The sequence below is a fragment of the Actinomycetospora sp. 2LY8.5 genome, assembly GCF_057180585.1.
The window spans coordinates 217,484-241,829 of record NZ_JBXUHE010000006.1 but is presented as its reverse complement, the minus strand read 5'-3'; the positions used below and the strand labels follow the sequence as shown (position 1 = coordinate 241,829).

Genomic DNA, 24,346 nt, shown 5'->3' with positions numbered 1-24,346 from the left:
GCCGTCGGGCTCGCGAACTCTCAGCCAGGCTCTCGACGAGCTGCGTCAGCATGGCGATGCACCGACGGCACCGGGGTGTCACGGCAAGCTACTCAGCCCGCCGCGCCACCAAGGGTCAAGCAGTGAGGCGTCAGCGCACCTGGGCGGCCTTGCGGTCGCGGCGGTGCAGCACGTAGCCCAGCGGCGCGGCGGCGGCGTGCAGCAGCTTCGCCGGCGGGCTCGTCAGCGCGCGGCCCTGCTCGCGGAACCCGCGGCCGTCGTCCCAGGAGAAGCGGGCGTAGTTCGCCGCCGCACGCACGAATCCGCGCGGGTCGTAGCGGAACCAGCCGAGCTCCTCGTTCAGCGTGACCTTCCAGCGCAGCGCGAACGCCGGCGCCCGCCAGATCGCGGCCGCACGGCTCTTCTGCGTGATCGAGTCGTCCCCGTCGACGTGGTAGGTGCGCAGCACCTCGTTGACGAAGCGCGTCCGGTAGTGCCGCGAGATGCGGTTCCACACGATCGCGTCGGGCACGTTGGGCTGGCCCTCGACCTCGGGGCCCTCGGGGAACGGGAACTCGCGGCGCACCGCCGTGGTCTGGAAGCCCCACTTCTCGCCGGTGACCCCGTACCGGTAGCGGATCTCGAGCGCGTCCGAGTCGGTGGGGTCGTGCGGGAAGCGGGAGCCGACGATCTCGCCGTGCTGGTCGTCGCAGAGCGCGGTGACCGCCGAGAACCCCGGGCGCTGGTCGTCCGGGATGCCCTTCCAGTGCGCCGCGAAGCGCTCGAGCGCCTCGGGACGGCACTCGTCGTCGGAGTCCAGCGGCAGGAACAGCTCGCCGCGGGCCTCGCGGGCGCCGAGGTTCGCGGCCTTGTGCTTGCCGCCGTGGTCCTGGCGCAGGTACCGGATCGGGAAGTCCGCCTCGGCGCTCCAGCCGGCCACGAGCTCCTCGGAGCCGTCCGTCGACCCGTCGTCGACGATCAGCCACTCGAAGTCGCGCAGGGTCTGCGCCTGCAGGCTCTCGTACACGCGGGGCAGGGTGTGCGCCCGGTTGTAGCTGGCGGTGAACACCGTGAACAGCGGCTCGGGGAGCGGGGCCACCTCCAGGAGGTTACCCGGGTCGCCGGGAGGGCCCCGGCGGGGTCGTCGGACCCCTTCGCCCGGGTCGCTCGGTCGTGTCGGTGGCGTGTCTCTACGCTGCCGCCATGAGCCTGCACCACATGGGGGCTGCCGCCGGCGCTGTTCCCGCCGTCGTCCTCGGCGGGTACGAGGCAGGGCTGGCCGTGGTCGGTTCGCTGGGCCGAGCGGGTGTCCCCGTCGTCACCGTGGTGTCGTCACCCCGGGAGACGACCCGGCACTCGCGGCACGTCGCCGCGTCCGTGACCGCGCCGGATCCGGCCGACGACCCGACCGGGTACGTCGGAGCGCTGCTGCGGCTCGCCGACACCCACGGATCGGGCGTCGTCATCCCGACCACCGACGAGGCCCTCGAGGCCGTCTCGGCCCATCACCCCACGCTCGCCGCGCGGCACACCGTCGCCGGCCCGACCGAGCCCGTCGCGCAGACGTTCCTCGACAAGCGGATCACCAGCGAGCTCGCCGACCGCGCGGGTGTCGAGGCCCCGCGCACGGTGTCGCCGGGCTCGTACGGCGAGCTCGAGTCGCTCCTCGAGCGCCTGCGCTTGCCGTGCCTGGTGAAGCCGGCGGAGAGCTACCGCTACAACCGGGCGTTCGGCGTGAAGATGAAGCGCGTCCACGCGCCCGACGAGCTGCGCAGCGCGTGGGGCGAGGCCCACGAGCTCGGGATCGGCACGATGATCCAGGAGCTCATCCCGGGCCCGGAGACCGGCGGCGTCAACTACAACGTCTATGTCGTCGACGGCGAGCCCCGCGTCGAGATGACCTCTCGCAAGCTGCGCCTGTCGCCCTCCGACTTCGGCTACCCGTGCGCGGTCGTCAGCCGATACGTCCCGGAGGTGATCGAGCCGGGCCGCGCGATCGTCGCCGCCATGGGTCTCGAGGGCTTCGCCAACGTCGAGTTCAAGCAGGACGAGCGCGACGGCCGGTACAAGCTCATGGAGGTCAACGGCCGGCCCAACATGTCCGGCCGGCTCGCCGTGCGATGCGGCGTCGATTTCCCCCTGCTGACCTACCGCCACCTGGTGCACGGCGAGGTGCCGAGCGCGCCGTCCTGGCCGGAGGGGGTGCACTGGGTGAACGAGTTCAAGGACAGCGCCACCCTGCTCGACCGGTGGCGCGACGGGCGGACGCCCTGGCTGCGCGGCCTGCGGCCCTACGTGTCGAGCGGCGTCTTCGCGACGTTCGACGCGTGCGACCCGCGGCCCTTCCTGGCCCGCGTGCGCGACCGCGTGGGGACGGACAAGACGCCGGCACACGCGCCCGCGCGCTGAGGACACCCGACCCCGCCGGACGGATGGGGAGGCGCCGTCCCGGGTGGCCCCGCGCGCACGGCGGACCCGGACGAGTCCGAGAGCTCCCGCTCCGTGGACGGCGTCACCGTGACGCCGCCGAGCGTGGTGCGCCGGGTGTGCCCGGCGGCGGGAACACCACCTGGATCGTGGTCTCCGGTGGGACGCGTGGGAGTGGGTGCCGTGCCCGTCGTCGAGGCCGGCGCGGGCGTACACCATGCACGTTCACCGGGCCGGTGCCGGGAGCTTCCCCGGGACGGGGCAGAGTGACCCCCACGGTCGGCACCGCATCACCATCCTGGCGCGGGGCCCTGCTCGATCGTCGAAGCTCGATCGTCGGAACCGGACCCCGTCCGGAGGGGTCCGGTGCGCCAGCGCCGGAGGTGGGCATGCCCGCGGATCACGGCACCGACCCGCAGCGCACGACCACGATCCACCCGGTCGCCCCGGAGTCGCTCGCCCGCGCCGACGCCCGTGCCGCCCTGCTCGAGCGGACGAACCATGCCGTGGTGACCGCCACCCTCGTCCCCTCCCCCGACCCGCGGGGCAGCGCCGCGGAGCTCGACGCCGTGCTCACCGCCCCCGTGGCCCGCACCGGTGAGCCCGGCCTGCGCGCGCTGCTGCTGCGCCAGAGCCTCGTCGCCCGCGTGCTGCTCGCCGCGGAGCCGGGCGGCACCTCCGTCCCGGTCGCACCCGACACCGAGACCGACACGAAGACCGACGCCCAGCTCGACGAGCTGCTCGAGCTCGTCGCCGCGCACGGCCTGTCGCTGTTCGGCGCGGACGCGCAGATGCTGCGGGCCCGCCGCGCGCTGCTCGTCGGGGACGAGGAGGCCGCGCTCTCGGCCGTGGCGACCGGCCTGGCGCACCTCGAGGAGCCCGTGCTCGTCGACCACGCCCCCACCCTCGTCGAGCACCACCACAACGTGCGGTGCTCCCGGCGTTTCGCGGCCGGCACGCTGGTGTCGCTGGGCCTGCACGATCTCGCCGACACGCTCGTCGAGCAGCCCGGGGAGGACGGGACCGGCGGGTACGACCGCGTGCGCCTGGGAGTGTCCTGGGGCCTGCGCCTCGAGCGCGCCGGGCGGCCCGGCGGCGAGCGCCTCCGCGACGCCCTCGCCGTCGCCGGACGCCTCTGCCACCACGCGGCGGGTACCCAGCGCCCGCTGCTCGCCGCCGCCGGCGTGCTCGCGCGCCCGAGCCGGGGGCCGGCGCGCACCCCCGAGGAGCGCCGGGTCGCGCGCCGCGCCGCCGCCGCGCTCGCCGCCGGCAACGTGGTGCCCTCCCAGCACGACCGCCTGATCGTCGAGCTGGCCCGAGCCCGCGCGCTCGAGCGCGCCGGCGACGACGACGCCGCGGTCGCCGTGCTCGCGCACCGCCGGGCGTGCCCGCCCCGGGGCGAGGCGAGCCTCATGCTCGCGGTCACCCGTGAGCTCGCGCGGCTGCGCACCCGGATCGCGACCTCCGGCGGCCCCCGCCAGGCGGCCGAGACCGCGCTCGGCGAGTACGTCGCCGACCTCGAGGCCGAGCTGTGGGCGCTGCACCGCGCGCGGGCGCTGTCCCTGCACACCGGGCTCGCGCACGACCGCCTGCGCCGCGAGCACGGGCAGGTCACCGCCCTCGCGCTCGCCGACCCGCTGACCGGCCTGCCCAACCGCCGCGCGCTCGACCGCCACCTCGAGGAGGTCCTCGCCGGGTCCCCCGCCGTCGCGATGATCGACGTGGACCGCTTCAAGCAGATCAACGACACCACCTCCCACGCCCGCGGCGACGAGGTGCTGCGCGGGGTGGCGACGGCGCTGCGGTCCTCGCTGCGGGCCCCGGACCTCGTCGCGCGCTACGGGGGCGACGAGTTCGTCGTCGTCCTGCCCGACACCGCGGTCGCCGACGCGGCCGCCGCACTGGGCCGCGCCCGGGCGACGGTGGCCGAGCTCCCCGCCGCCCAGGGACGGCCGGTGACCCTCTCGGTCGGCGTGGTCGCGGCCCGCAGCGGCGAGGGCCCGGACGACGTCCTCGCCCGCGCCGACGCCGCGATGTACGCCGCGAAGAGGGCAGGCGGCGACGCCGTCCGCACCCACGACGGGCCCGCGACCGGAGCCCTCCCCGTGAGCCGCGGGTGAAGGCGCCCGGCGCACGCCCCGGCCGGACGCCGGAGACGCGGTCGTAGGATCGGTGCGTCGAGCCCCGGACCCGGGGCCGGTCCGCGCAGGAACGGCAGGAGTGGGAGTCACCGAGCCGATGCCGCCGAGCCCGACCGCCAGCCCGACAGCCGTTGTCGTCCTGGCCGCCGGTGAGGGCACCCGGATGCACTCGGCGACGCCGAAGGTGCTCCACCCCGTCGGTGGCCGCACCCTGCTCGGTCACGCCGTGCACGCCGCCGCCGGTACGAGCCCCGAGCACCTGGTCGTCGTGGTCGGCCACGAGCGCGAGCAGGTCGGCACCCACACGCTCGGGCTCGCCGGCGAGCTCGACCGCACGGTGCTCACCGCCGTGCAGGACCGCCGGCGCGGCACGGGGCACGCGGTGGCCTGCGGTGTGGCCCGCCTGCCCGCCGACCTGACCGGCACCGTCCTCGTCTCCTACGGCGACGTGCCGCTGCTCGACGCGGCCACCCTGCGCGCGCTCATCGCCGAGCACGCCTCCGGCGACTACGCCGTGACGCTGCTGACCGCCGAGCTCGACGACCCGCGCGGGTACGGCCGCGTGGTCCGCGACGACGCCAACCAGGTCACCGCGATCGTCGAGCACCGCGACGCCTCGCTCTCCCAGCTCGCGATCAACGAGGTCAACTCCGGGGTCTACGCCTTCGACCTCGCCTTCCTGCGCGACGCGCTGAGCCGTCTGACCACCGACAACGCCCAGGGCGAGCTGTACCTCACCGACGTCGTGGCGACCGCCGCCCGCGAGGACCGCGGGGTCGGCGCCGTCGAGACCGACGACCCCTGGCTGGTCGCCGGCGTCAACGACCGTGTGCAGATGGCCGAGCTGGGTGCCGAGCTCAACCGCCGGCTGCTGGAGCGCTGGATGCGCGTCGGGGTCACGGTCGTCGACCCCCGCTCGACGTGGGTGGACGTCGGCGTCCGCCTCGAGCGCGACGTCACGCTGCACCCCGGCACTCAGCTGCACGGCACCACGAGCGTCGCCGAGGGCGCGACGATCGGCCCCGACACCACGCTCACCGACGTCACCGTCGGCGCACGGGCCGCCGTGGTGCGCACGCACGGGTCCTCGTCGCGCGTCGGTCCGGAGACCTCGGTCGGCCCCTTCGCCTACCTGCGCCCCGGCGTCGAGCTCGACGCCCGCGGCAAGATCGGCACGTTCGTCGAGGTCAAGAACGCGCACATCGGCGAGGGCAGCAAGGTCCCGCACCTGACCTACGTCGGCGACGCGACCATCGGCGAGTCCAGCAACATCGGCGCCTCGTCGGTGTTCGTCAACTACGACGGCGTCACCAAGCACCGTACGGTCGTGGGGTCGCACGTCCGGACCGGCTCGGACAACACGTTCGTCGCCCCCGTGACGATCGGCGACGGCGTCTACACCGGTGCGGGCACCGTCGTCCGCGAGGACGTGCCCCCCGGGGCCCTCGCGGTGTCCTCGGGGCCGCAGCGCAACATCGAGGGCTGGGTGACCCGGAAGCGCCCGGGCACCGCCGCGGCGCAGGCCGCCGAACAAGCAGTGAAGGCCGAGCAGGAGGACCCGTGACCGTCAGCATGTCGTCGACGCCGAAGAAGAGCCTCATGCTCTTCTCCGGGCGGGCCCACCCGGAGCTCGCGGAGGAGATCGCCAAGGAGCTCGACGTCACCATCACCCCGCAGGCGGCCTACGACTTCGCCAACGGGGAGATCTTCGTCCGGTTCGAGGAGTCGGTCCGCGGCTCCGACGCGTTCGTGATCCAGAGCCACACCGCGCCGATCAACCAGTGGATCATGGAGCAGCTCATCATGATCGACGCCCTGAAGCGGGCGTCGGCCAAGCGGATCACCGCGGTCGTGCCGTTCTACGGCTACGCCCGCCAGGACAAGAAGCACCGCGGCCGCGAGCCCATCTCGGCGCGCCTCATCGCGGACATGCTCAAGACCGCCGGCGCGCACCGGATCATGACGATCGACCTGCACACCGACCAGATCCAGGGTTTCTTCGACGGTCCCGTCGACCACCTGCTGGCCAACAAGGTCCTCGCCGAGCACCTGCGCGACACCTACGCCGACCACGACCTCGCCGTCGTCGCCCCCGACTCCGGTCGCGTGCGCGTCGCCGAGAAGTGGGCGGACATGATGGGCGGCGTCCCGCTGGCCTTCATCCACAAGACCCGCGACAAGACCCGCCCCAACGAGGTGGCCGCCAACCGCGTCGTCGGCGACGTCGCCGGGCGCTGCTGCATACTCGTCGACGACATGATCGACACCGGCGGGACGATCGCCAAGGCCACCGAGGCGCTGCTCGCCGACGGCGCGTCGGACGTGGTCATCGCCGCCACGCACGGCGTGCTCTCGGGCCCCGCCGTCGAGCGGCTCTCGACCTGCGGCGCCCGCGAGGTCATCGTCACCAACACCCTGCCGATCCCGGACGAGAAGCGCTTCCCGTCGCTCACCGTCCTGTCGATCGCGCCGGTCATCGCCCGCGCGGTGCGGGAGGTCTTCGAGGACGGTTCGGTGACGAACCTCTTCGACGGGAACGCCTAGCCTCCATCCTCTGGGCCTCTGTCCTGTGGGCCTCTGTCCCGGTCGAGGGTCACCGGCCCGGCCGAGGTAGGGTGGTGGGCGCACTTCGGCGAGGGCCGTCCCCCATGGGCCGGCCGTGATCGACGCGGTGCGGTCGACTCGGGCGTCCGGGGCAGGCCGCGCGCGGCGCGCCGACCCGTGGACGACACCCAGGAGACGACCACCATGGCCGACGAGGTCCGCATCGCGGCGGAGTCCCGCACCGAGTTCGGCAAGGGCGCGGCGCGGCGCACGCGCCGCGCCGGCAAGGTGCCCGCCGTGCTGTACGGGCACGGCACCGACCCCGTGCACCTCGCCTTCGACACGGTCGAGTTCGCCGCGGCGCTCCGCGAGAACGGGCGCAACGCGCTGCTCACCATCACCGGGCTCGGCGGACAGCCGCAGCTCGCGCTGACCAAGAGCATTGCCCGCGACCCGATCAAGGGCTTCTTCGAGCACGTCGACCTCGTCCTCGTCCGCCGCGGCGAGAAGGTCCAGGTCGACGTCCGCGTCGTGATCATGGGCGAGGCCGCCCCCGGCACGCTCGTGTTCCAGAACGAGGACACGCTGACCGTCGAGGCCGACGCCACCAAGATCCCCGAGGAGATCACGGTCGTCATCGAGGACGCCGCGATCGGCACGCAGTTCCTGGCGGGCGACATCCGGCTGCCCGAGGGCGCTGAGCTGATCTCCGACCCCGAGCTCCTGGTCGTGAACGTCACCGAGGCGCCGACCGAGGAGGCCATGGAGGAGGAGATCGACACCGAGGGTGCGGGTGTCGAGGAGGATGCCTCCGAGGAGGAGGCCGCCGAGACCGGCGAGTCCTCCGAGGCCGCCGACGGCGACCAGCCCGCCGAGGGCTCCTCCGGGGCGTCCGAGTCCTCCGACGAGAGCTGACCGGCCCACGTGAGCTCCCCCGCTGCCCGGCCCGACGGCCCCCTGCTGGTCGTCGGGCTGGGCAACCCGGGCCCCGACTACGAGGGCACCCGGCACAACGTCGGGTTCGTCGTCGCCGACGTCCTCGCCGCGCGCCTCGGCAGCCGGTTCTCGCCGCACAAGCGTTCCGGCGCGGACGTGGCCGAGGGCCGGCTGGCCGGACGCCGCGCGGTGCTCGCGAAGCCCCGCGGCTACATGAACCTCTCGGGCGGCCCGGTGGCCGGCGCCGCCCGCTTCTTCTCGGTCGACCCGACCGACGTGATCGTCGTCCACGACGACCTCGACCTCGAGTTCGGCGTCGTGCGCCTCAAGCGCGGCGGCGGCGAGGGCGGGCACAACGGGCTGCGCTCGATCTCGACGTCGCTGGGCACCAAGGACTACCTGCGCGTGCGCTTCGGCATCGGGCGCCCGCCGGGGCGTCAGGACCCCGCCGACTACGTGCTCAAGCGCTGGTCGTCGGCCGAGCGCAAGGAGCTCGACGTCTCGGTCGAGCTGGCCGCCGACGCCGTCGAGGCGCTGGCCGCCGAGGGCCTCGAGCCCGCCCAGAACCGCATCCATTAGCTCCGCGGGTACGCCAGGGACCGCGAGCACGTGGCGGTCGTCGTCGGGCGCCGGGCACGGGTCAGTCGACCGCGTTCTCCAGCCACGCCTCCTCCAGCCGCTCCCGCTCGCTGAGCAGCGCGCGCAGCTCGGCGTCGAGCTCCTGGAGGCGCCCGGGCTCGGTGGCCGCGGCGGCGAGCTTCTCGTGCAGCGTCGCCTCCTGCGTGGCGATCCGCTCCAGGCGGCGCTCGATGCGCGCGACCTCCTTGCGCGCGGCCCGCCGCTCCGCCTCGGAGCGGCCGGCGTCGGGCGCCGCGGTGGTGGTGGCGGTGGTGGCGGTGGCGGTGGCGGTGGTGGTGGTGGAGCGAGGGACGCCCTGGCTGCGTCCCGCGGAGTCGGGGCGTCCCTCGCTCGAGGCGCGGCGGCGCAGGTACTCCTCGATCCCGCCGGGCAGGTCGGTGATCTTCCCGTCGCCGAACAGCGCGACGGCGCGGTCGCAGACGCGCTCGGTGAGATAGCGGTCGTGGCTGACGACGACGAGCGTGCCGGGCCAGCCGTCGAGGAGGTCCTCGAGCTGCTGGAGGGTGTCGACGTCGAGGTCGTTGGTGGGCTCGTCGAGCAGGAGCACGTTCGGCTCGGTCATGAGCAGGCGCACGAGCTGCAGGCGCCGGCGCTCGCCGCCGGAGAGGTCGGAGACCGGGGTCCACTGCCGCGACGCCGGGAAGCCGAAGCGCTCGGCGAGCTGCGAGGCGGTCTGCTCGTGCTTGCCGATGGTCACGCGCTCGGCGATGTCCTCGACGGCCTGCAGCACGCGGCGGTGCATCGGCAGGTCGGAGAGATCCTGGGACAGGTGGGCCAGCCGCACCGTGGTGCCCTGCACGCGCCGGCCGCCGTCGAGGGGGCGCTCGCCGCCGACGGCCCGGAGCAGCGTCGTCTTGCCGGAGCCGTTGATCCCGACGATGCCGATCCGCTCGCCCGGGCCGATGCGCCAGGTCTGCCGGTCGACCAGCGTGCGGTGTTCACCTCCCTCCTGGCCGCCGACGGTCAACGTCGCGTCCTCGAGCTCGACCACCGTGCGCCCGAGCCGGTGCTTGGCCATGGTCACGAGCTCGACGGTGTCGCGGGGCTCGGGCACGTCGGCGATCAGGGCCTCGGCGGCCTCGACGCGGTAGCGCGGCTTGGACGTGCGCGCCTGCGGCCCGCGCCGCAGCCACGCGAGCTCCTTGCGGGCGAGGTTGCGGCGGCGCTGCTCGGCGGCGTCGGCGAGCCGCGCCCGCTCCGCCCGCGCGAAGATCCAGTCGCCGTAGCCGCCCTCGTACTGCTCGACGTGCCCGTCGACGACCTCCCAGGTGCGCGAGGCGACGGTGTCGAGGAACCAGCGGTCGTGGGTGACGACGACGAGCGCGGTCCGGCGGGCGACCAGGTGCTCGGCGAGCCATCCGACGCCCTCGACGTCGAGGTGGTTGGTGGGCTCGTCGAGCACGAGGAGGTCGAGCTCGCGCACCAGCGCCGCGCACAGCGCGATCCGCTGGCGCTCCCCGCCGGACAGGCCGTCGACCGGAGCGTCGAACCCCCGGTCGCCGCCGGGGCGCAGGCCCTCGACGACCGCGCGGCTGCGCGGGTCCGCGGCCCACTCGTGGTCGGGCACGGGGCTCGCCCTGAATCCCGCCTGGCCGAGGACCGCCTCGCGGACGGTCTCGCCCGACAGCTGCGTCTGCTGGGTCACCAGGGCCATCCGCAGCCCGCGCACCGGGCTCACGCGCCCGGCGTCCGGGGTCAGCGCGCCGGCCAGCACCGAGATCAGCGTCGACTTCCCGCCGCCGTTGCGGCCGACGACGCCGATCCGGTCGCCGGTGTCGACGCCGAGCGAGACGCCGTCGAGGACCGGCTTGGGGCCGCCGAAGCCGATCGACACCGACTCCAGGTTGACGAGGTTGGGCACGGTTCCAGTCTCCAGGGAGCGCGAGCGGGGACTTCGCGCGCATAGAAGCAGCGAACACCACGTTCGCTGCCAAGAAGGTCAGCGGGGTCAGGCGTAGGCGCCGGGACCGGGGTCGGGGCGAGGTGGGGACGGCGGGCCCGGAGAGCCGCCGTCGCCGTCGACGACGCGGGCACCGGCGACGGGGCCGTGGGCGACGCGGACGGTGCGGCACACCCCGGCGCCGGCCAGCTCGGCGGCCACGCGGACCGCGGCGTCGTGGCCGTCGCAGAGGAACACGCAGGTCGGGCCGGAGCCCGACACCACGCCGGCGAGCGCGCCCGCGTCCACGCCGCCGCGCAGGGTGCGGCGCAGCCCCGGGTCCAGGCTCACCGCGGCGGCCTGGAGGTCGTTGCCGAGCAGGAGTGCCAGCGAGCGCGCCTCGCCGGACGCCAGCGCCTCGAGCACCGGCTCGACGTCGCCGACCCGTCGCGGCGCCTCCGGCCGGGCGCGCAGGCGGTCGAGCTCGCCGAAGACCGTCGGGGTCGACAGCCCGTGGTCGGCGACCGCGACGACCCAGTGGAACGTGTGCCGCGAGAGCACGGGCACGAGCCGCTCGCCGCGCCCGGTGCCCAGCGCCGTGCCGCCGTGCAGCGCGAACCCGACGTCCGAGCCCACCTCGGCGGCGATCTCCATGAGGCCCTCGCGGCCCGTGTCCAGACGCCACAGGCTCGCGGCGGCGAGGAGCGCTCCGGCGGCGTCCGCGCTGCCACCCGCCATCCCGCCGGCCACCGGGATCGCCTTGTGCAGCCCGATGCGGACGTCGGGCTTCCGGTCGGCGCGGCGCGCGAGCGCCTCGACCGCCCTCCAGGCCAGGTTGGTGGTGTCGTCGGGGACCTCGGAGACGTCGACGCCGTCGGCACCCGAGACGGTGACGCCCGGCTCGATCGCGTCCTTGACCGCGCGGGTGACGCTGACCTCGTCGGCGATGCTCAGCGCCTGGAACACGGTGACGAGGTCGTGGTAGCCGTCGTCGCGCAGGTCCCCCACCGACAGATGGAGATTGATCTTCGCCGGAACGCGGACGGTGACCGGCGGTCCGACGGCAGAGAGCACCTGTCCAGGGTACGGATGACGTCCGTTCGCGCTCAGGGCGTCGGGGCGTCCGGCTCCACCGGCGTCATCGATGGTCGAGCTCCCCTCTCGGCGTGCTCTGGTCGACGCTCCGTGTCCTGAGTGCCCGCGCAACCGCCGTGAACGCGCCCACGTCCAGCGACTCCCCCCGCGCGCCCGGATCGACCCCGGCGGCCCGCAGCACGGCCTCCGCCGCGGGCGCCGAGCCCGCCCAGCCCGCGAGGGCGGCCCGCAGGGACTTGCGGCGCTGCGCGAAGGCGGCGTCGACGACCGCGAAGACCGCGGCGCGGTCGACATCGGCGGGCGCGCGGTCGTGGCGGGTGAACGCGACCAGCCCCGAGTCGACCCCGGGGACCGGCCAGAACACCGCGCGCGGCACCGGCCCGGCCCGGCGCGCGTCGGCATACCAGGCGAGCTTGACCGACGGCGACCCGTAGGCCTTCTCGCCGGGGCGGGCGGCCAGGCGCTCGGCGACCTCCGACTGCACCATCACCAACCCCCGGCGCAGTCCCGGGAGCACGGCGAGCAGGTGCAGCACGACGGGCACGGCGACGTTGTAGGGCAGGTTGGCGACGAGGACGTCCGGGGGCGGCGACAGGTCGCCCGCGGCCAGATCGTGAGGGGCCAGGCGCAGGGCGTCGGCGGTGACGATCCGGAGGTCGCGTCCCGGCGCCCGCTCCGCCGCCGTCGCGGGCAGCCGTCCGGCGAGCACCGGGTCGATCTCCACGGCCACCACGCCCGCCGCGGCCTCGAGCAGGGGCAGCGTCAGCGAGCCGAGGCCGGGCCCGACCTCGAGCACCACGTCGGCCGGGCCCACCCCTGCGAGGCGGACGATGCGGCGCACGGTGTTGGCGTCGTGGACGAAGTTCTGTCCCAGCCGCTTGGTCGGACGCAGATCCAGCTCCGCCGCGAGACCCCGCACGTCGGCGGGGCCGAGCAGGCGGACCGGTTCCGTCACGGGAACCAGTGTGCCCGCGGTGCTACCTCTTCCCGCAGACCGGCCAGGCGCCGTACCCGCCGCGGTCCTCACGGACGCGCTCGGCGACGGCGATCTGCTCCTCGCGGCTGGCCTGGTGGGGCAGCGCGGCGTACTGGTCGCCGTCGTAGGCCCGCCAGGTCTGGCGGTCGAACTGCAGGCCGCCGTAGTAGCCGTTGCCCGAGTTGATCGACCAGTTGCCGGTCGACTCGCAGCGGGCGATGCGGTCCCACTTGCCGCCGTTGCTCACGGCCGGCGCGGTGGCCTTCGGCTTGGTGCCGCGGTGGATCACGCCGCCGACCGGCTGGCGCGTCACCTGCGACTCGCCGACCTGCGTGCGGCCGGTCTCCTGCCCGTTGGTGGCGTTGACCGTCCAGGTGACGATCTCCTCGCCGGCCTGGCCGGGCTCCTCGACGCGGGTCTCGCCCTCCTCGAGGTCCGGGTCGTCGACGGTGCGCATGGGCGGCGCGACCGGACGGGTCTCGGTGACCTGGTTGACCGTGTTGCGGGTGACGGTGATCGTCGACCCGTTGACGAGCCCCTCGCCGCCCGCGAGCGTGTCGGTCGGGCTGAGCGCCAGGCCGTTCTGCGCGAGCAGCTCCGGGCCGTTGAGCGCGGTCGTGGTGACCTGGCGCGGCGCGGCGCCGCCGTCGACGAGCGTGACCGTCTTCGGGGTCCGCACGTCGAGGTTCATCCCGTTGACCGGGATGTTGGCGTTCATCGGCGCCGAGCTGGCGAGGCCGTCGACGGGCAGACCGAGCTGCGCCAGCGCGTCCGACACGGTGCGCGCCGTCGTCTGGAACGTCTGCGGGCGCCCGTCCACCATCAGCGAGACGTCCCGCGAGCGGTTGATGACGAGGTGGTCGCCGTCGTTGACCTCGGCGTTCGGCCCCGGGGCGAGCTGGTCGCCCGGGCCGATCTCGATGTCACCGCTGTCGAGGGCGCCGGCGACGTCCCCGGAGAAGGTGTGCACGACCTGGTCGACGCCGTCGACCGTGACCGTGACCTCCTTGTCCAGCGCGACCGCGGTGCTGCCGCCGGCGGCGACCGCGAGCAGGGCGACGGCGACGCCGCCCTTGACCGCGTTCGAGCGTCGCTTCGTGTCCGGTGCCAGGCGGTCCGGGTCGTCGAACGAGGTGAGGCCGGCGGGGGCGGCGGCGGTGAGGTCGCCGTGCGGGTCCGCGTCACGCTCGTCGGAGGCCAGGTCCTGCTCGCCGGTGAGCGACTCGAGGTCGTTCCATTCGTCGAGGTCGGTGAGGGCGATGTCGCCGCTCGCGCCGTGCGCGTCCTGGACCGGCAGCGGACCGGTGATGTCGTCGAACCAGGCCGGCGCCCGGCCGTCGAAGCCACGGGCGCCGTACGCGGTGTCGTACCCGAACTCGTGGGCGGCGTCGTAGCCGTAGTCCGACGCGTAGTCCGACCCGTAGTCGGTGGCCCAGGTGCCGGCGCCGTGATCCTGCCCGTACCCGTAGGTGCCGTAGGGGTCGTGACCGATGACCGGGAGCCCGGCGGTGTCGGTCTCGCCGTCGTATCCGGCGCGGCTGCGGCTGGTGGCGGTGTCCGCGCTCATCGTCCGGCTCCGGCGGGGAGCACGACGAGCGGGAGGGCCCTCAGGGAGCGCACAAGCACAGGGGAGTCCACTTCGTCCGTACATCCGGGCAGGAACCGCGCCCTGGGAGACCGTCACGACCTCGTGCCGTTCTCCCTGTGCTTTCGGACCTGGGGAAGTCCTCCGTCACGCGGGCCTCGGGGGTGGTTCCATCCCGGCGAGTCACAGCACGGTAACGAGTTGGGTGTCGGCACCATCAAGCCGACACGACCGTGTTGCGCCGAACGGCACGCGGACGACGACGAGCGTAGTTACTGAGTGCTCTCTCGTGCGACGGAACGTGAAGGTTGAGGCTGTTCGGCGAGACCGAAGGCCCGTCGGGCGTTGTCGGCACTGGTTTCCGCCAGCCGCTCCGCGGGCTCGTCACGCAGCTCCGCGAGAGCGCGCACCGTGTGGGGGACGACGTAGGGCTCGTTCGGCCGACCGCGGTACGGATGCGGAGTCAGGAACGGGGCGTCGGTCTCGACGAGGACGAGCCCGGCGGGCATCCAGGCGGCCGCTCGTCGCAGGTCGGCGGCGTTCGCGTTGCGGAACGTCGCGGTGCCCGAGAGCGAGGCGTACCAGCCCTCCTCGGCGCAGCGGCGCGCGAGCTCGGGCCCACCGGAGAAGCAGTGGAAGACCGTCGTCGGCGGCGCGCCCTCGGCGGTGAGGACGTCGAGGATCGCGTCGTGGGCGTCGCGGTCGTGCACCACCAGCGGCAGCCCGGTGCGCTTGGCGAGGTCGATGTGCCAGGCGAAGGCCTCGCGCTGCACGTCGACCGGGGCGCAGTCCTCGCGGCGCGTGGTCCAGTAGTCGTCCATCCCGGACTCGCCGACCGCGACGACGCGCGGCAGGGCCGTCAGCGCCTCGATCTCCCGCCGCGCGTCGTCGGTGAGGTCGAGCGAGCGCGTCGGGTGCAGGCCCACCGCCGCGAACACCCGCGGGTCGGTGTCGGCCGCCCGGGCCGCCCAGCGCGCGGACCCGAGGTCGTCGGCCGTCGTGACCATCGCCGTGACCCCGGCCTCGGTGGCGCGGTCGAGGACCTGCGCGAGGACCTCGGGCTCCCGGGCCCCACAGGCGTCGAGGTGGGTGTGGGCGTCGACGACCCCGGAGCCGAGGGGCTCGGGCACCGGGGGCGGGACGCGGCCCTTGTCACTCACCGTCCGGGTCACTCATCGGTCCGGATCGGCGCCCACGACGGCCCGGTCTCGCCCAGCGACGGGTCGAGCTTGGCGAACAGCGGGGTCGGGCGGGCCAGCGGACGGCCCACCGGGATCGGCGTCGAGGACCACCGGGCCTGCTCGGAGGCGTAGTCGCCGGTGAGCACCGAGTGGCTCGTGCCCAGCTCGGCCGTCGACGCTGCCGTGCCCGCCTCCTCCCGATGCGGCTGCTCCGCCCAGACGCCGGTGCCGCCGAGGGCCTCGTGCACCTTCTGCGCCGCGTGCGGCAGGAACGGCGTCAGCAGCGTGTTCGCGTCCTGCACGACCTGCAGCGCGGTGTGCAGGATCGTGTCCCGACGCGCCGGGTCGTCCTTGCGCTTCCACGGCTCCTGGTGGCTCAGGTAGGCGTTGGCCTCGCCGACCACCCGCATCGCCTCGGTGATCGCCTGCTTGAACCGCGAGCGGGCCAGGTGGGCGCCGACGGTCGCGAACGCCGCGCGGGACTGCTGCAGGAGGGCCTCGTCGGCCGGGTCCGGCGAGGCCGGCTCGGGGACCGCGCCGACGTTCTTGGCCGCCATCGACACCGAGCGGTTGACCAGGTTGCCCCACTCGTTGGCGAGCTCGAAGTTCGTGCGGCGCACGAACTCGTCCCAGGTGAAGTCGGTGTCCTGGTTCTCCGGGCCCGCGACCGAGATGAAGTACCGCAGCGCGTCCGGCCCGAACTCGCGCAGGAAGTCGCCGACGTAGATGACGGTGCCGCGACTGGTGGAGAACTTCGAGCCGCTCATCGTCAGGAACTCGGAGCTGACGACCTCGGTGGGCAGGTTGAGCCGACCGAACGCGCCGACCTCGCCGCCCCGATCGCCCTCGCCGTTGTGGCCGAGCAGGATCGCGGGCCACATCACCGAGTGGAAGGTGATGTTGTCCTTGCCCATGAAGTAGAAGGACTGCGCGTCCGGGTCGCACCACCACTGCTTCCACGCGTCCGGGTCACCGGTGCGCTGAGCCCACTCCACCGACGCCGACAGGTAGCCGATGACGGCGTCGAACCAGACGTAGAAGCGCTTCATCGGGGCGTCGTGCCAGCCGTCGAGCGGGATGCGCACGCCCCAGTCGAGGTCGCGGCTGATCGCGCGCGGCCTGAGGTCCTCGGCGAGGCGGCGGCTGAAGTTCAGGACGTTCGGCCGCCAGTGGGTCCGGGTGTCGAGCCACGACGCGAGCGACTTGGAGAACGCCGGCAGGTCGAACAGCAGGTGCTCGGTCTCGACGAACTGCGGCGTCTCGCCGTTGATCCGGCTGCGCGGGTTGATCAGGTCGGCCGGGTCGAGCTGGTTGCCGCAGTTGTCGCACTGGTCGCCGCGGGCGCTCGGATAGCCGCAGATCGGGCAGGTGCCCTCGATGTAGCGGTCGGGCAGCGTCCGCCCGGTCGACGGGCTGATCGCGCCGAGCGTCTTCTCCGTGCTGACGTAGCCGTTGTGCCACAGCGCCGTGAAGAGGTCCTGGGTGACGCGGTGGTGGTTGTCGGTGCTCGTGCGCGTGAACAGGTCGTACGACAGGCCCAGCCCGACGAGGTCGTCCTGGATCACCCGCGAGTACCGGTCGACGAGCTCGCGGGGCGTCGTGCCCTCGGCGTCGGCCTGCACCTGGATCGGCGTGCCGTGCTCGTCGGTGCCCGAGACCATGAGCACCCGGTTGCCGACCATCCGCTGGTAGCGCGAGAAGACGTCGGAGGGCACACCGAACCCGGACACGTGGCCGATGTGCCGCGGACCGTTGGCGTACGGCCACGCCACGGCGGTCAGCACGGGGATGCTCATACCGTCCATCCTCCACAGCCCCGCCAACGGCTACGCCAGTGGCTACCGCAGCGACGACCGCAGTGGCTACCGCAGCGGCTACGTCGGTGGCCTATGTCATGGCCCCGAACTGCCGGTCACCGGCGTCACCCAGGCCCGGGACGATGTAGCCGTGCTCGTTGAGCCGCTCGTCGAGGGCGGCGGTGTAGACCGGCACGTCCGGGTGGGTCACGGCCAGGTGGTCGACGCCCTCCGGGGCCGCCAGCAGGCACACGGCGGCGACGTCGTCGGCGCCGCGGGCCTGCAGCAGGTCGATCGTGTAGGCCATCGAGCCGCCGGTGGCGAGCATCGGGTCGAGCACGAACACCGGGATGCCGGTGAGGCTCCGGGGCAGCGACTCCATGTACGGCGTCGGTTGCAGCGTCTCCTCGTCGCGGGCGACGCCCACGAACCCCATGACCGCCCCCGGCACCTGGGCGTGCGCCGCCTCGGCCATGCCCAGCCCGGCGCGCAGCACCGGCACGAGGACCGGGGGGTTCGCGAGGACGGCGCCGGTCGTCGTCGCCACCGGCGTGCGGACCTCGAGCGGCGCCGTCGCCGCGTCTCGCATCGCCTCGTAGACGACCATCGCGGTCAGCTCGCGCACCGCGGCCCGGAAGGTCGGGCGGTCGGTGGACGCGTCGCGCAGGGTGGTCATCCGGACGTCGACCAGCGGATGGCGGACGACCCGTGGATCAGCCATGGGGCGGCAGGTTAGCGACGAACTCCGCGATCACGCGGCCCACGACGTCGCCCGCGTCCTCCTGCAGGAAGTGCCCGGCGTCCGTGATCACCGGGTGCTCCGGGCCCGTCGCGCCGGGGACGTGCGCGCGCAGGACCGGGGCCATCGCCCCGGTGATCGGATCCGAGTCCGAGAACGCCGTGAGGAACGGGCGGTCGTAGCGCCCGAGTGCGTCCCAGGCGGCACGGTTGGGGCCGTTCTCCGGGTCGTCGGGGCGGGTCGGGACGAGCAGGGGCATCGCCCGGGGGCCGGCCTTGAACGTCTCGTCGGGGAAGGGGGCGTCGTAGGCGGCGCGGTCTCCCGGCGCGAGCCCGCGGGTGCAGCCGGAGGCGACGAGGCGACCGACGTCGAGCGTCTCGGCCTTCTCCACCGCGCGGCGGAACCGCCACCACACCGCGGGCATGTCGACGTCGCCGGTAGGCAGTCCGGTGTTCGCCGCGACGACCCCCGCCCAGCGGTCCGGCTCGGCGGCCACCAGGCGCAGCCCGATCAGCCCGCCCCAGTCCTGGCCGACCAGCACGGCGTCGCGCAGCCCGAGGGCGTCGACGGCCTGCGCGGTCCAGGCGACGTGGCGGGCGTAGCTGTGGTCGGCGGTCCGCGCGGGCTTGTCGGAGCGCCCGAAGCCGACCATGTCGATCGCGACGGCCCGCAGGCCCGCGCCGACCAGGGCGTCGATCACGTGCCGGTAGAGGAAGCTCCACGACGGCTCGCCGTGGAGCAGGAGCACGGTCGGTGCCGCGTCCGGCCCGGAGCCGTACGTCGCCATCCGGACCGGTGGTCCGCCGTCGGGGTCGTCGACCTCCACGTACCGCGGGGCGAGCGCGAAGCCCGGGAGGTCGGCGAACCGGTCGTCCGGCGTGCGGAGAACGTCCATGGGCGGGAGCCTGTCACTTCCGGGGGACGGAGCTCGACCCGTCGGCACCTGCGGACACCGGCATGGATCCTTGCCGGTACGGGCAGGTCACGACCGTTCTCATAGGGTGCGCCGCGCACCCGTCACCCAGGCTCGCGGAGGCCGCTCGGCATGGCGCAGGACATCATCCCGATCACGTTGGCGCTCACGCCCGGCGACCTCGTCACGCTCTGGGCCCCGCGGTGGCGCCAGGACGGCGAGGAGTGGGAGGCCTTCCTCGGTGACGACGAGGCCCTCTTCGCGTTCGGCGACGCCGCCGACCTCGCCGCGTGGGTCGCGACCGCCGAGGAGTCCGGCCTGGAGCACGACCTCGCCGACCACCCGGCCTGGCCCGTCGTCGTGAAGCTCTCGGTCGACGAGCTGACCCCGGAGGACGTGCAGCGCTACGACGTCGTCGGCGTTCCCGAGCTGGTCGCGGGCGACCCCGACACGTGGACCCTCGACGACCTCGCCGAGGTCGCCGCGATGTGCCGCTCGCTCGCCGACGCCTGCGACCTCGAGGTCGTGCACGAGGTGCTCGACGCGACGCCCGCCTTCGCCGCGCTGACCGCCGGCCCGACCGCGTTCGCCGGCCGTGACGGCCAGGCGCTGTGGGCCGAGCTGGGCGAGGTCGTCGACGAGCGCTGGGACGAGGTCGTCGACGCGCTCGACGCGATGATCAGCACACCCGAGGTCGACGAGGACCTCGCCACCCGCCTGCGGGCCACGGCCACGCCGAGGGAGACCGGCTCCGACGACGACCCGGCCGGCGAGGAGGCCGCACCGGCCGAGAACGCCGACGGCGACCCGGAGGACCCGGAGGCGGTCGCGTCCGATCCGCAGGACGCGGCCGCATCGGGGCCTCTGGCCGACGCGCCCGACGACCTGCGCGAGGACACCGCGGGCGAGTCGCTGCGCAGCGACCTCGTCGACGAGGCCGAGGAGCCCGAGCAGAGCTTCTGGGAGGAGGTCGGCATCGACCCCATCGCGATCACGACCACCGAGGGCGAGGTCGTCACCCTGCGCTGCTACCTCGACGACGAGCCGGTGTTCCTCGGCCGCGGCGGGACCATCGAGACCTTCGGCTCGGCGCGAGCCCTGCGCACGTGGATCGCGAACGACGGCGCCGAGGGCCACGACCTCGCGAACGTCGCCACCTGGGACGAGGTGGTCGGCGCGGCGACCGGGGGCGACCTGGAGATCGAGGTCGCACCGGAGAACCGCTACGTGCTCGCCGGCATCGCCGACGACATCACCGAGGGTCCCGACGTCGTCGACGCCGAGCAGCTCGAGCTCGCCGTCGAGCTGGTCACCGATGCCGCCGACTGGGCGAACGACAGCCGCACGCGCGAGGCGCTGGCGCCCTCGCAGAGCCTGGGCTGGCTCGTGTCGTTCGTCGTGCGCCCGGACCCGACGCGCCTGACGCCGTCCCCGCCCTTCGACCGCGAGGCCGCCGCATGGCGCGGGATCGAGGACCGTTTCCTGGGGCGCCTGCGCCGGCACTGAACCGGAGCGCACGCATGGTGCGCATGTGGCGGACACCCCCGCGCCGTGCATCACCCGGATGGGGTGGCCACTCGGGAGGTGTTTACGCTTCGGCCCCGCCGAGTCCGACCGTCCCCGGGGCCGGAACCGTCGCAGAGAGTTGGGCGCCGCGTGATCGACAACAGCCAGACCATGTCCTTCGACCGCATGCGCAGCATGCTCGTGCGGGCGGCCGAGGTCCGGGACAGCGAGCAGCAGCAGATCTTCGACTCGCTGGATGAGATCCACGGCCGCCTCGCGGCTCTCGACACCCTCGGCGCGATGCGCAAGCGCCTCTCCGACGTGCCCGACCGCACCGAGATGAGCGTGCTCGCCGAGCGGCTCGACGAGACCGTCGCCAAGCTCGACGCGCAGGAGTCCTCGGTCTCCTCCCTCGCCCGGCTGGTCGAGGGGCTCGTCGACCGTGTCGCGGACCGCCTGGCCACCCCGTTCGCCCAGCTCGACGGCCGGCTCGACGGTGTCAGCGGCCGCTTCGAGGGCGTCGCCGGCCGCATGGACGGGCTCGAGGACCGGATCGCCGGCCTGCACAAGCGCCTCGACGACCTCGACAACCGCCTCGACCGCCACGAGATGCGCCTCGACGGGCTGCCCGCCGCGGTCACCGGGCCGGTGCGCGAGCGCGTCGACGCCGTCGACTCCTCGCTGCGCGACCGCCTCGACGACCTCGCCCGCGGCGTCTCCGAGGAGATCACCGGCACCCGCGAGGCGGCGCGCACCGACGCGAACACCACGCGCACCGAGACGACGAACCAGGTCGGCGAGCTGACCGCGCGCCTCGAGACGCTGACCAGCAGGCTCGACCAGGTCGGCACCCGCCTCGACGGCGTCGAGACCGGCCTGGGCGACCGCGTCGGCGCGCTGTCGACGTCGGTCGAGAACGGGTTGGACCGCCTCGACGGCACGCTGGTCAGCCGCCCCGACCACGAGGCGGTCGTCGCCCTGGTGCGCCAGGCCAACGAGGAGTCCGAGCGTCGCAACGCCGGCCACCTGGACGAGGCCATGGCGACCTTCGCCGAGATCATCCTCGGCCCGGGCGGCGGCTCCTCCGGCCCGATGCCGGCGCCCCGCCCGACCCAGCGCCGCGGCAGCCGCAAGCCCGCCACCCGCGAGACGCAGAACAACGGCGCGGAACTCCCCACCGAGAACATCACCGCGGAGGACTGAGGCTGCCCCTCCGCCGGAACGCCGTGCCACTCCCGTGCGGCCCGTCGGTCCTCGCGAGCGCGGCCCCGGCGTCTAGGGTCGCCCCGGTGCGTTCCCGACGACGCCTCGCGACGGTGACGGTGCTCCTCGCGCTCACCCTGGGCGCCCTGCCCGGGGCGGCGGTCGCCCGACCGGCCCTCCCCGCCGGCGCCTCCTGCCCCTTCGGCACCGCGCCCGGCCCGCCGGTCGACGAGTCCGAGGTGCCGCAGCCCGGCCGGCCCGCGCCCACGCCGCTCCCGGTGCCCGACCCGCCGGTCGGCGGCGCGGCGATGGGCGGCTGCGGCGACGTCGTCCCCGCCGGGGCACCGCCCGCGCCCGCGGTCGGCGTCGTGTCCTACGTGCTCGCCGACCTCGACTCCGGCCAGGTCCTCGCCGCCCGCAACGCCCACGCGCGGCTGCGCCCGGCGTCGCTGATGAAGACGATGACGGGCCTGCTCGTCGCCCGCAGGCTGCCCCTCGACGAGACGATCACCGGGACCCAGGAGGACGCCGACCAGGAGGGCACGCGGGTCGGCATGGGGCCCGGCGGGCAGTACACGATCCGCCAGGTCTTCGACGCGATGATGATGGCGTCGGGCAACGACGCCGCCCATGCGCTCGCGGTGCGACTCACCGGCAGCGTCCCGGCGACCGTCGACCTCATGAACACGACGGCCCGCGAGCTCGGTGCGCTCGACACCCGCGCGGCGACGCCGTCCGGACTCGACGGCCCGGGGATGCAGACGTCCGCCTACGACCTCGCGTCGATCTTCCGCGTCGCGATGCGCGAGCCCCCGTTCGCCCAGGCCGTCGCCACCGCGCGCATCCCCTTCCCCGGCTGGGGCACCAACCCGCCGTTCGAGGTCGTCAACGACAACAGGTTGCTGACCTCGGGCTACGAGGGCTTCCTCGGCGGGAAGACCGGCTTCACCGACGACGCGCGGCACACGTTCATCGGGGCCGCCGAGCAGGGCGGCCGGCGGCTGGTCGTCGTGCTGATGCGCGGCGAGCAGCGACCCACCCCGATGTACCAGCAGGCGGCGGCACTGCTCGACCACGGCTTCGCGCTGCCCGACCTGCGCGGCGTCGGCACGCTCACCGACGGACCCGCCGAGGAGTCCGGCCCGCAGGTCAGCGTGATCCCCGAGCCGAACGGCGGCGACGACGCCGGGGCCGTCCCGCCCGAGTCCGGCGCGACGTCGTCGTGGAGCACGCCGCTGCTGCTCCTGGCGGTCGTCGCCGGCGTCGGCGGCCTGGTCGCGCTGCGCTCCGGGCGCCGTTGAGCGGAGGATCGGGGACATGGTCGAGGCGATCGAGTCCCTGGGGGAAGCGTTCACCCGCATGGCGCGCGAGCGCCCTGACCGGCCCGCGGTGACCGATGACGAGACGACCTGGAGCAGGGCCGACCTCGAGGCCCACGCGAACCGCTGGGCCCACGACCTCGCCGGCCGCGGCGTCCGGCCCGGCGACTTCGTCTCGATCGCGCTGCCCAACGTGGCCGAGCACTACGCGCTGACGCTCGCGGCGTGGAAGCTCGGCGCGGTCCCGCAGCCCCTGTCGCACAAGCTGTCCGTCGGCGAGCTCGCCGCGGTGCTCGAGGTGGTGCGCCCGCCCGTGGTCGCCGGGCTCGCCCCGGGCACCGAGGTCCGGGCCCCGGACGGCACCACGGCGCTCCCTGTCGGACACCGGCCCGAGGGACCCGACACCCCGCCACCGCCCGCCCCGGCGCCGCCGGCGTGGAAGGCACCGACCTCGGGCGGCTCGACCGGCCGACCCAAGGTCATCGTCGCCGCCGAGCCCGGCACGATCGACATCGTCGCGTCGCGGGCGGCGGTCTACCGGATCGAGCCGGACGGGACGTTGCTGTGCACGGCGCCGCTGTTCCACAACGCGCCGTACCTGTTCTCGCTGCTCGGGCTGATGTCGGGTCACCACGTCGTGCTCATGGGCCGGTTCGACGCCGCCCGCGCGCTGGCGCTCGCGCAGGAGCACGCCGCCACCTGGATCTACGCGGTGCCGACGATGATGGGACGGATGATCAAGCTAGGGCAGGGGAGCTCGCCCCGACGTGCGCAGCTGCCCGAGCTCCCCGCCCTGCGCACGCTGTTCCACATCGGCGCCCCGTGCCCGCCCGCGGTGAAGCGCGCGGTCATCGACTGGCTCGGCCCCGACCGCGTGCACGAGGGCTACGCGGGCACCGAGGCGCAGGCCCGCACGTCGATCACCGGCCGCGAGTGGCTGGAGCATCCCGGCTCGGTCGGTCGGGTGACCGGCGGGGAGATCGAGGCGCGCACCCTCGACGGGGAGCGGCGGTGCGACGTCGGCGAGGTCGGCGAGCTCTGGCTGCGCCCCGAGCCCGGCCGCACGACCTACCGCTACATCGGCGCCGAGGCCCGCGCCCGTCCCGGCGGCTGGGAGTCCCTCGGCGACATGGGCTGGTTCGACGCCGACGGCTACCTCTACCTCGCCGACCGCGCCGCCGACATGATCGTCGTCGGCGGCCAGAACGTGTACCCGGCGGAGATCGAGGCGGCGATCCTCGAGCACCCGGCGGTCGTGTCCGCCGTCGTCGTGCCCGCCCCCGACGAGGACCTCGGCTCGGTGCCGCACGCGGTCGTCCAGACCGACGGCGACGTCACCGACGCCGACCTGGACGCCCACGTCGCCGCGCGACTGTCCCCGGCCAAGCGGCCACGGGCGTGGCGGCGCTCGGCCGAGGCGCTGCGCGACGACGCGGGCAAGGTCCGGCGCTCGTCGCTCCGCTGATCTCCGGAAGCGGAGCGGGAGCT

Annotated in this window: 19 protein-coding genes; 10 read left to right on the top strand and 9 right to left on the bottom strand. The window is 74.4% G+C overall.

Features of this window, described 5'->3' with window-relative positions:
- Positions 1-130 precede the first annotated feature (130 nt).
- The gene (locus tag AC2A1K_RS11170) at positions 131-1,078 is read right to left on the bottom strand and encodes a glycosyltransferase family 2 protein (RefSeq protein ID WP_483896362.1); all 948 of its coding nucleotides are present in this window, start codon (positions 1,076-1,078) and stop codon (positions 131-133) included.
- 104 nt (positions 1,079-1,182) lie between these two features.
- On the opposite strand from AC2A1K_RS11170, the gene AC2A1K_RS11165 reads away from it, so the two are divergent.
- From AC2A1K_RS11165 to pth, 6 genes are all read left to right on the top strand, one after another.
- A complete protein-coding gene (locus AC2A1K_RS11165; protein ID WP_483896361.1) occupies positions 1,183-2,388 on the top strand; it encodes a carboxylate--amine ligase in 1,206 nt (401 codons plus the stop codon).
- A gap of 407 nt (positions 2,389-2,795) precedes the next feature.
- On the top strand, positions 2,796-4,526 hold the full coding sequence (locus tag AC2A1K_RS11160) for a GGDEF domain-containing protein (protein ID WP_483896360.1): 1,731 nt from the start codon (positions 2,796-2,798) through the stop codon (positions 4,524-4,526).
- Positions 4,527-4,644: 118 nt separating this feature from the next.
- A complete protein-coding gene (gene glmU, locus AC2A1K_RS11155) occupies positions 4,645-6,111 on the top strand; it encodes a bifunctional UDP-N-acetylglucosamine diphosphorylase/glucosamine-1-phosphate N-acetyltransferase GlmU (protein ID WP_483896377.1) in 1,467 nt (488 codons plus the stop codon).
- Positions 6,112-6,119: 8 nt separating this feature from the next.
- A complete protein-coding gene (locus AC2A1K_RS11150; protein WP_337703909.1) occupies positions 6,120-7,091 on the top strand; it encodes a ribose-phosphate diphosphokinase in 972 nt (323 codons plus the stop codon).
- Between the two features lie 204 nt (positions 7,092-7,295).
- Positions 7,296-8,006: a 50S ribosomal protein L25/general stress protein Ctc gene (locus AC2A1K_RS11145; RefSeq protein ID WP_483896359.1), complete on the top strand. Its 711-nt coding sequence runs from the start codon at positions 7,296-7,298 to the stop codon at positions 8,004-8,006.
- A gap of 9 nt (positions 8,007-8,015) precedes the next feature.
- Positions 8,016-8,606, top strand: a complete 591-nt coding sequence (gene pth, locus AC2A1K_RS11140; protein ID WP_483896358.1) for an aminoacyl-tRNA hydrolase — start codon at positions 8,016-8,018, stop codon at positions 8,604-8,606.
- A 61-nt stretch (positions 8,607-8,667) separates the two neighbouring features.
- Here pth and AC2A1K_RS11135 read toward each other — a convergent pair whose 3' ends face one another.
- From AC2A1K_RS11135 to AC2A1K_RS11100, 8 genes are all read right to left on the bottom strand, one after another.
- Positions 8,668-10,527 (bottom strand): ABC-F family ATP-binding cassette domain-containing protein, encoded by a 1,860-nt coding sequence (locus tag AC2A1K_RS11135; RefSeq protein ID WP_483896357.1) that lies wholly within the window; start codon positions 10,525-10,527, stop codon positions 8,668-8,670.
- Between the two features lie 87 nt (positions 10,528-10,614).
- The gene (locus AC2A1K_RS11130) at positions 10,615-11,619 is read right to left on the bottom strand and encodes a 4-(cytidine 5'-diphospho)-2-C-methyl-D-erythritol kinase (protein ID WP_483896356.1); all 1,005 of its coding nucleotides are present in this window, start codon (positions 11,617-11,619) and stop codon (positions 10,615-10,617) included.
- Positions 11,620-11,683: 64 nt separating this feature from the next.
- Positions 11,684-12,595 (bottom strand): 16S rRNA (adenine(1518)-N(6)/adenine(1519)-N(6))-dimethyltransferase RsmA, encoded by a 912-nt coding sequence (gene rsmA, locus AC2A1K_RS11125; RefSeq protein ID WP_483896355.1) that lies wholly within the window; start codon positions 12,593-12,595, stop codon positions 11,684-11,686.
- Positions 12,596-12,617: 22 nt separating this feature from the next.
- On the bottom strand, positions 12,618-14,183 hold the full coding sequence (locus AC2A1K_RS11120) for a transglycosylase family protein (protein WP_483896354.1): 1,566 nt from the start codon (positions 14,181-14,183) through the stop codon (positions 12,618-12,620).
- 290 nt (positions 14,184-14,473) lie between these two features.
- The gene (locus tag AC2A1K_RS11115; protein ID WP_483896353.1) at positions 14,474-15,361 is read right to left on the bottom strand and encodes a TatD family hydrolase; all 888 of its coding nucleotides are present in this window, start codon (positions 15,359-15,361) and stop codon (positions 14,474-14,476) included.
- Between the two features lie 8 nt (positions 15,362-15,369).
- Positions 15,370-17,178, bottom strand: a complete 1,809-nt coding sequence (metG, locus tag AC2A1K_RS11110) for a methionine--tRNA ligase (RefSeq protein ID WP_483896352.1) — start codon at positions 17,176-17,178, stop codon at positions 15,370-15,372.
- Between the two features lie 91 nt (positions 17,179-17,269).
- On the bottom strand, positions 17,270-17,899 hold the full coding sequence (upp, locus tag AC2A1K_RS11105) for a uracil phosphoribosyltransferase (RefSeq protein WP_483896351.1): 630 nt from the start codon (positions 17,897-17,899) through the stop codon (positions 17,270-17,272).
- On the bottom strand, positions 17,892-18,812 hold the full coding sequence (locus tag AC2A1K_RS11100; protein ID WP_483896350.1) for a haloalkane dehalogenase: 921 nt from the start codon (positions 18,810-18,812) through the stop codon (positions 17,892-17,894). Before AC2A1K_RS11100 ends, upp begins: the two co-directional genes overlap by 8 nt.
- A gap of 150 nt (positions 18,813-18,962) precedes the next feature.
- Here AC2A1K_RS11100 and AC2A1K_RS11095 point away from each other — a divergent pair, with 150 nt between their 5' ends.
- From AC2A1K_RS11095 to AC2A1K_RS11080, 4 genes are all read left to right on the top strand, one after another.
- Positions 18,963-20,336, top strand: a complete 1,374-nt coding sequence (locus tag AC2A1K_RS11095; RefSeq protein ID WP_483896349.1) for a primosomal protein — start codon at positions 18,963-18,965, stop codon at positions 20,334-20,336.
- Between the two features lie 150 nt (positions 20,337-20,486).
- A complete protein-coding gene (locus tag AC2A1K_RS11090; RefSeq protein WP_483896348.1) occupies positions 20,487-21,539 on the top strand; it encodes a PA containing protein in 1,053 nt (350 codons plus the stop codon).
- An 86-nt stretch (positions 21,540-21,625) separates the two neighbouring features.
- Positions 21,626-22,840 carry a D-alanyl-D-alanine carboxypeptidase family protein gene (locus AC2A1K_RS11085; RefSeq protein WP_483896347.1) on the top strand — a complete coding sequence of 405 codons (1,215 nt, stop codon included), beginning with the start codon at positions 21,626-21,628 and terminating at the stop codon, positions 22,838-22,840.
- A gap of 16 nt (positions 22,841-22,856) precedes the next feature.
- Positions 22,857-24,323, top strand: a complete 1,467-nt coding sequence (locus tag AC2A1K_RS11080) for an AMP-binding protein (protein ID WP_483896346.1) — start codon at positions 22,857-22,859, stop codon at positions 24,321-24,323.
- Positions 24,324-24,346 lie beyond the last annotated feature (23 nt).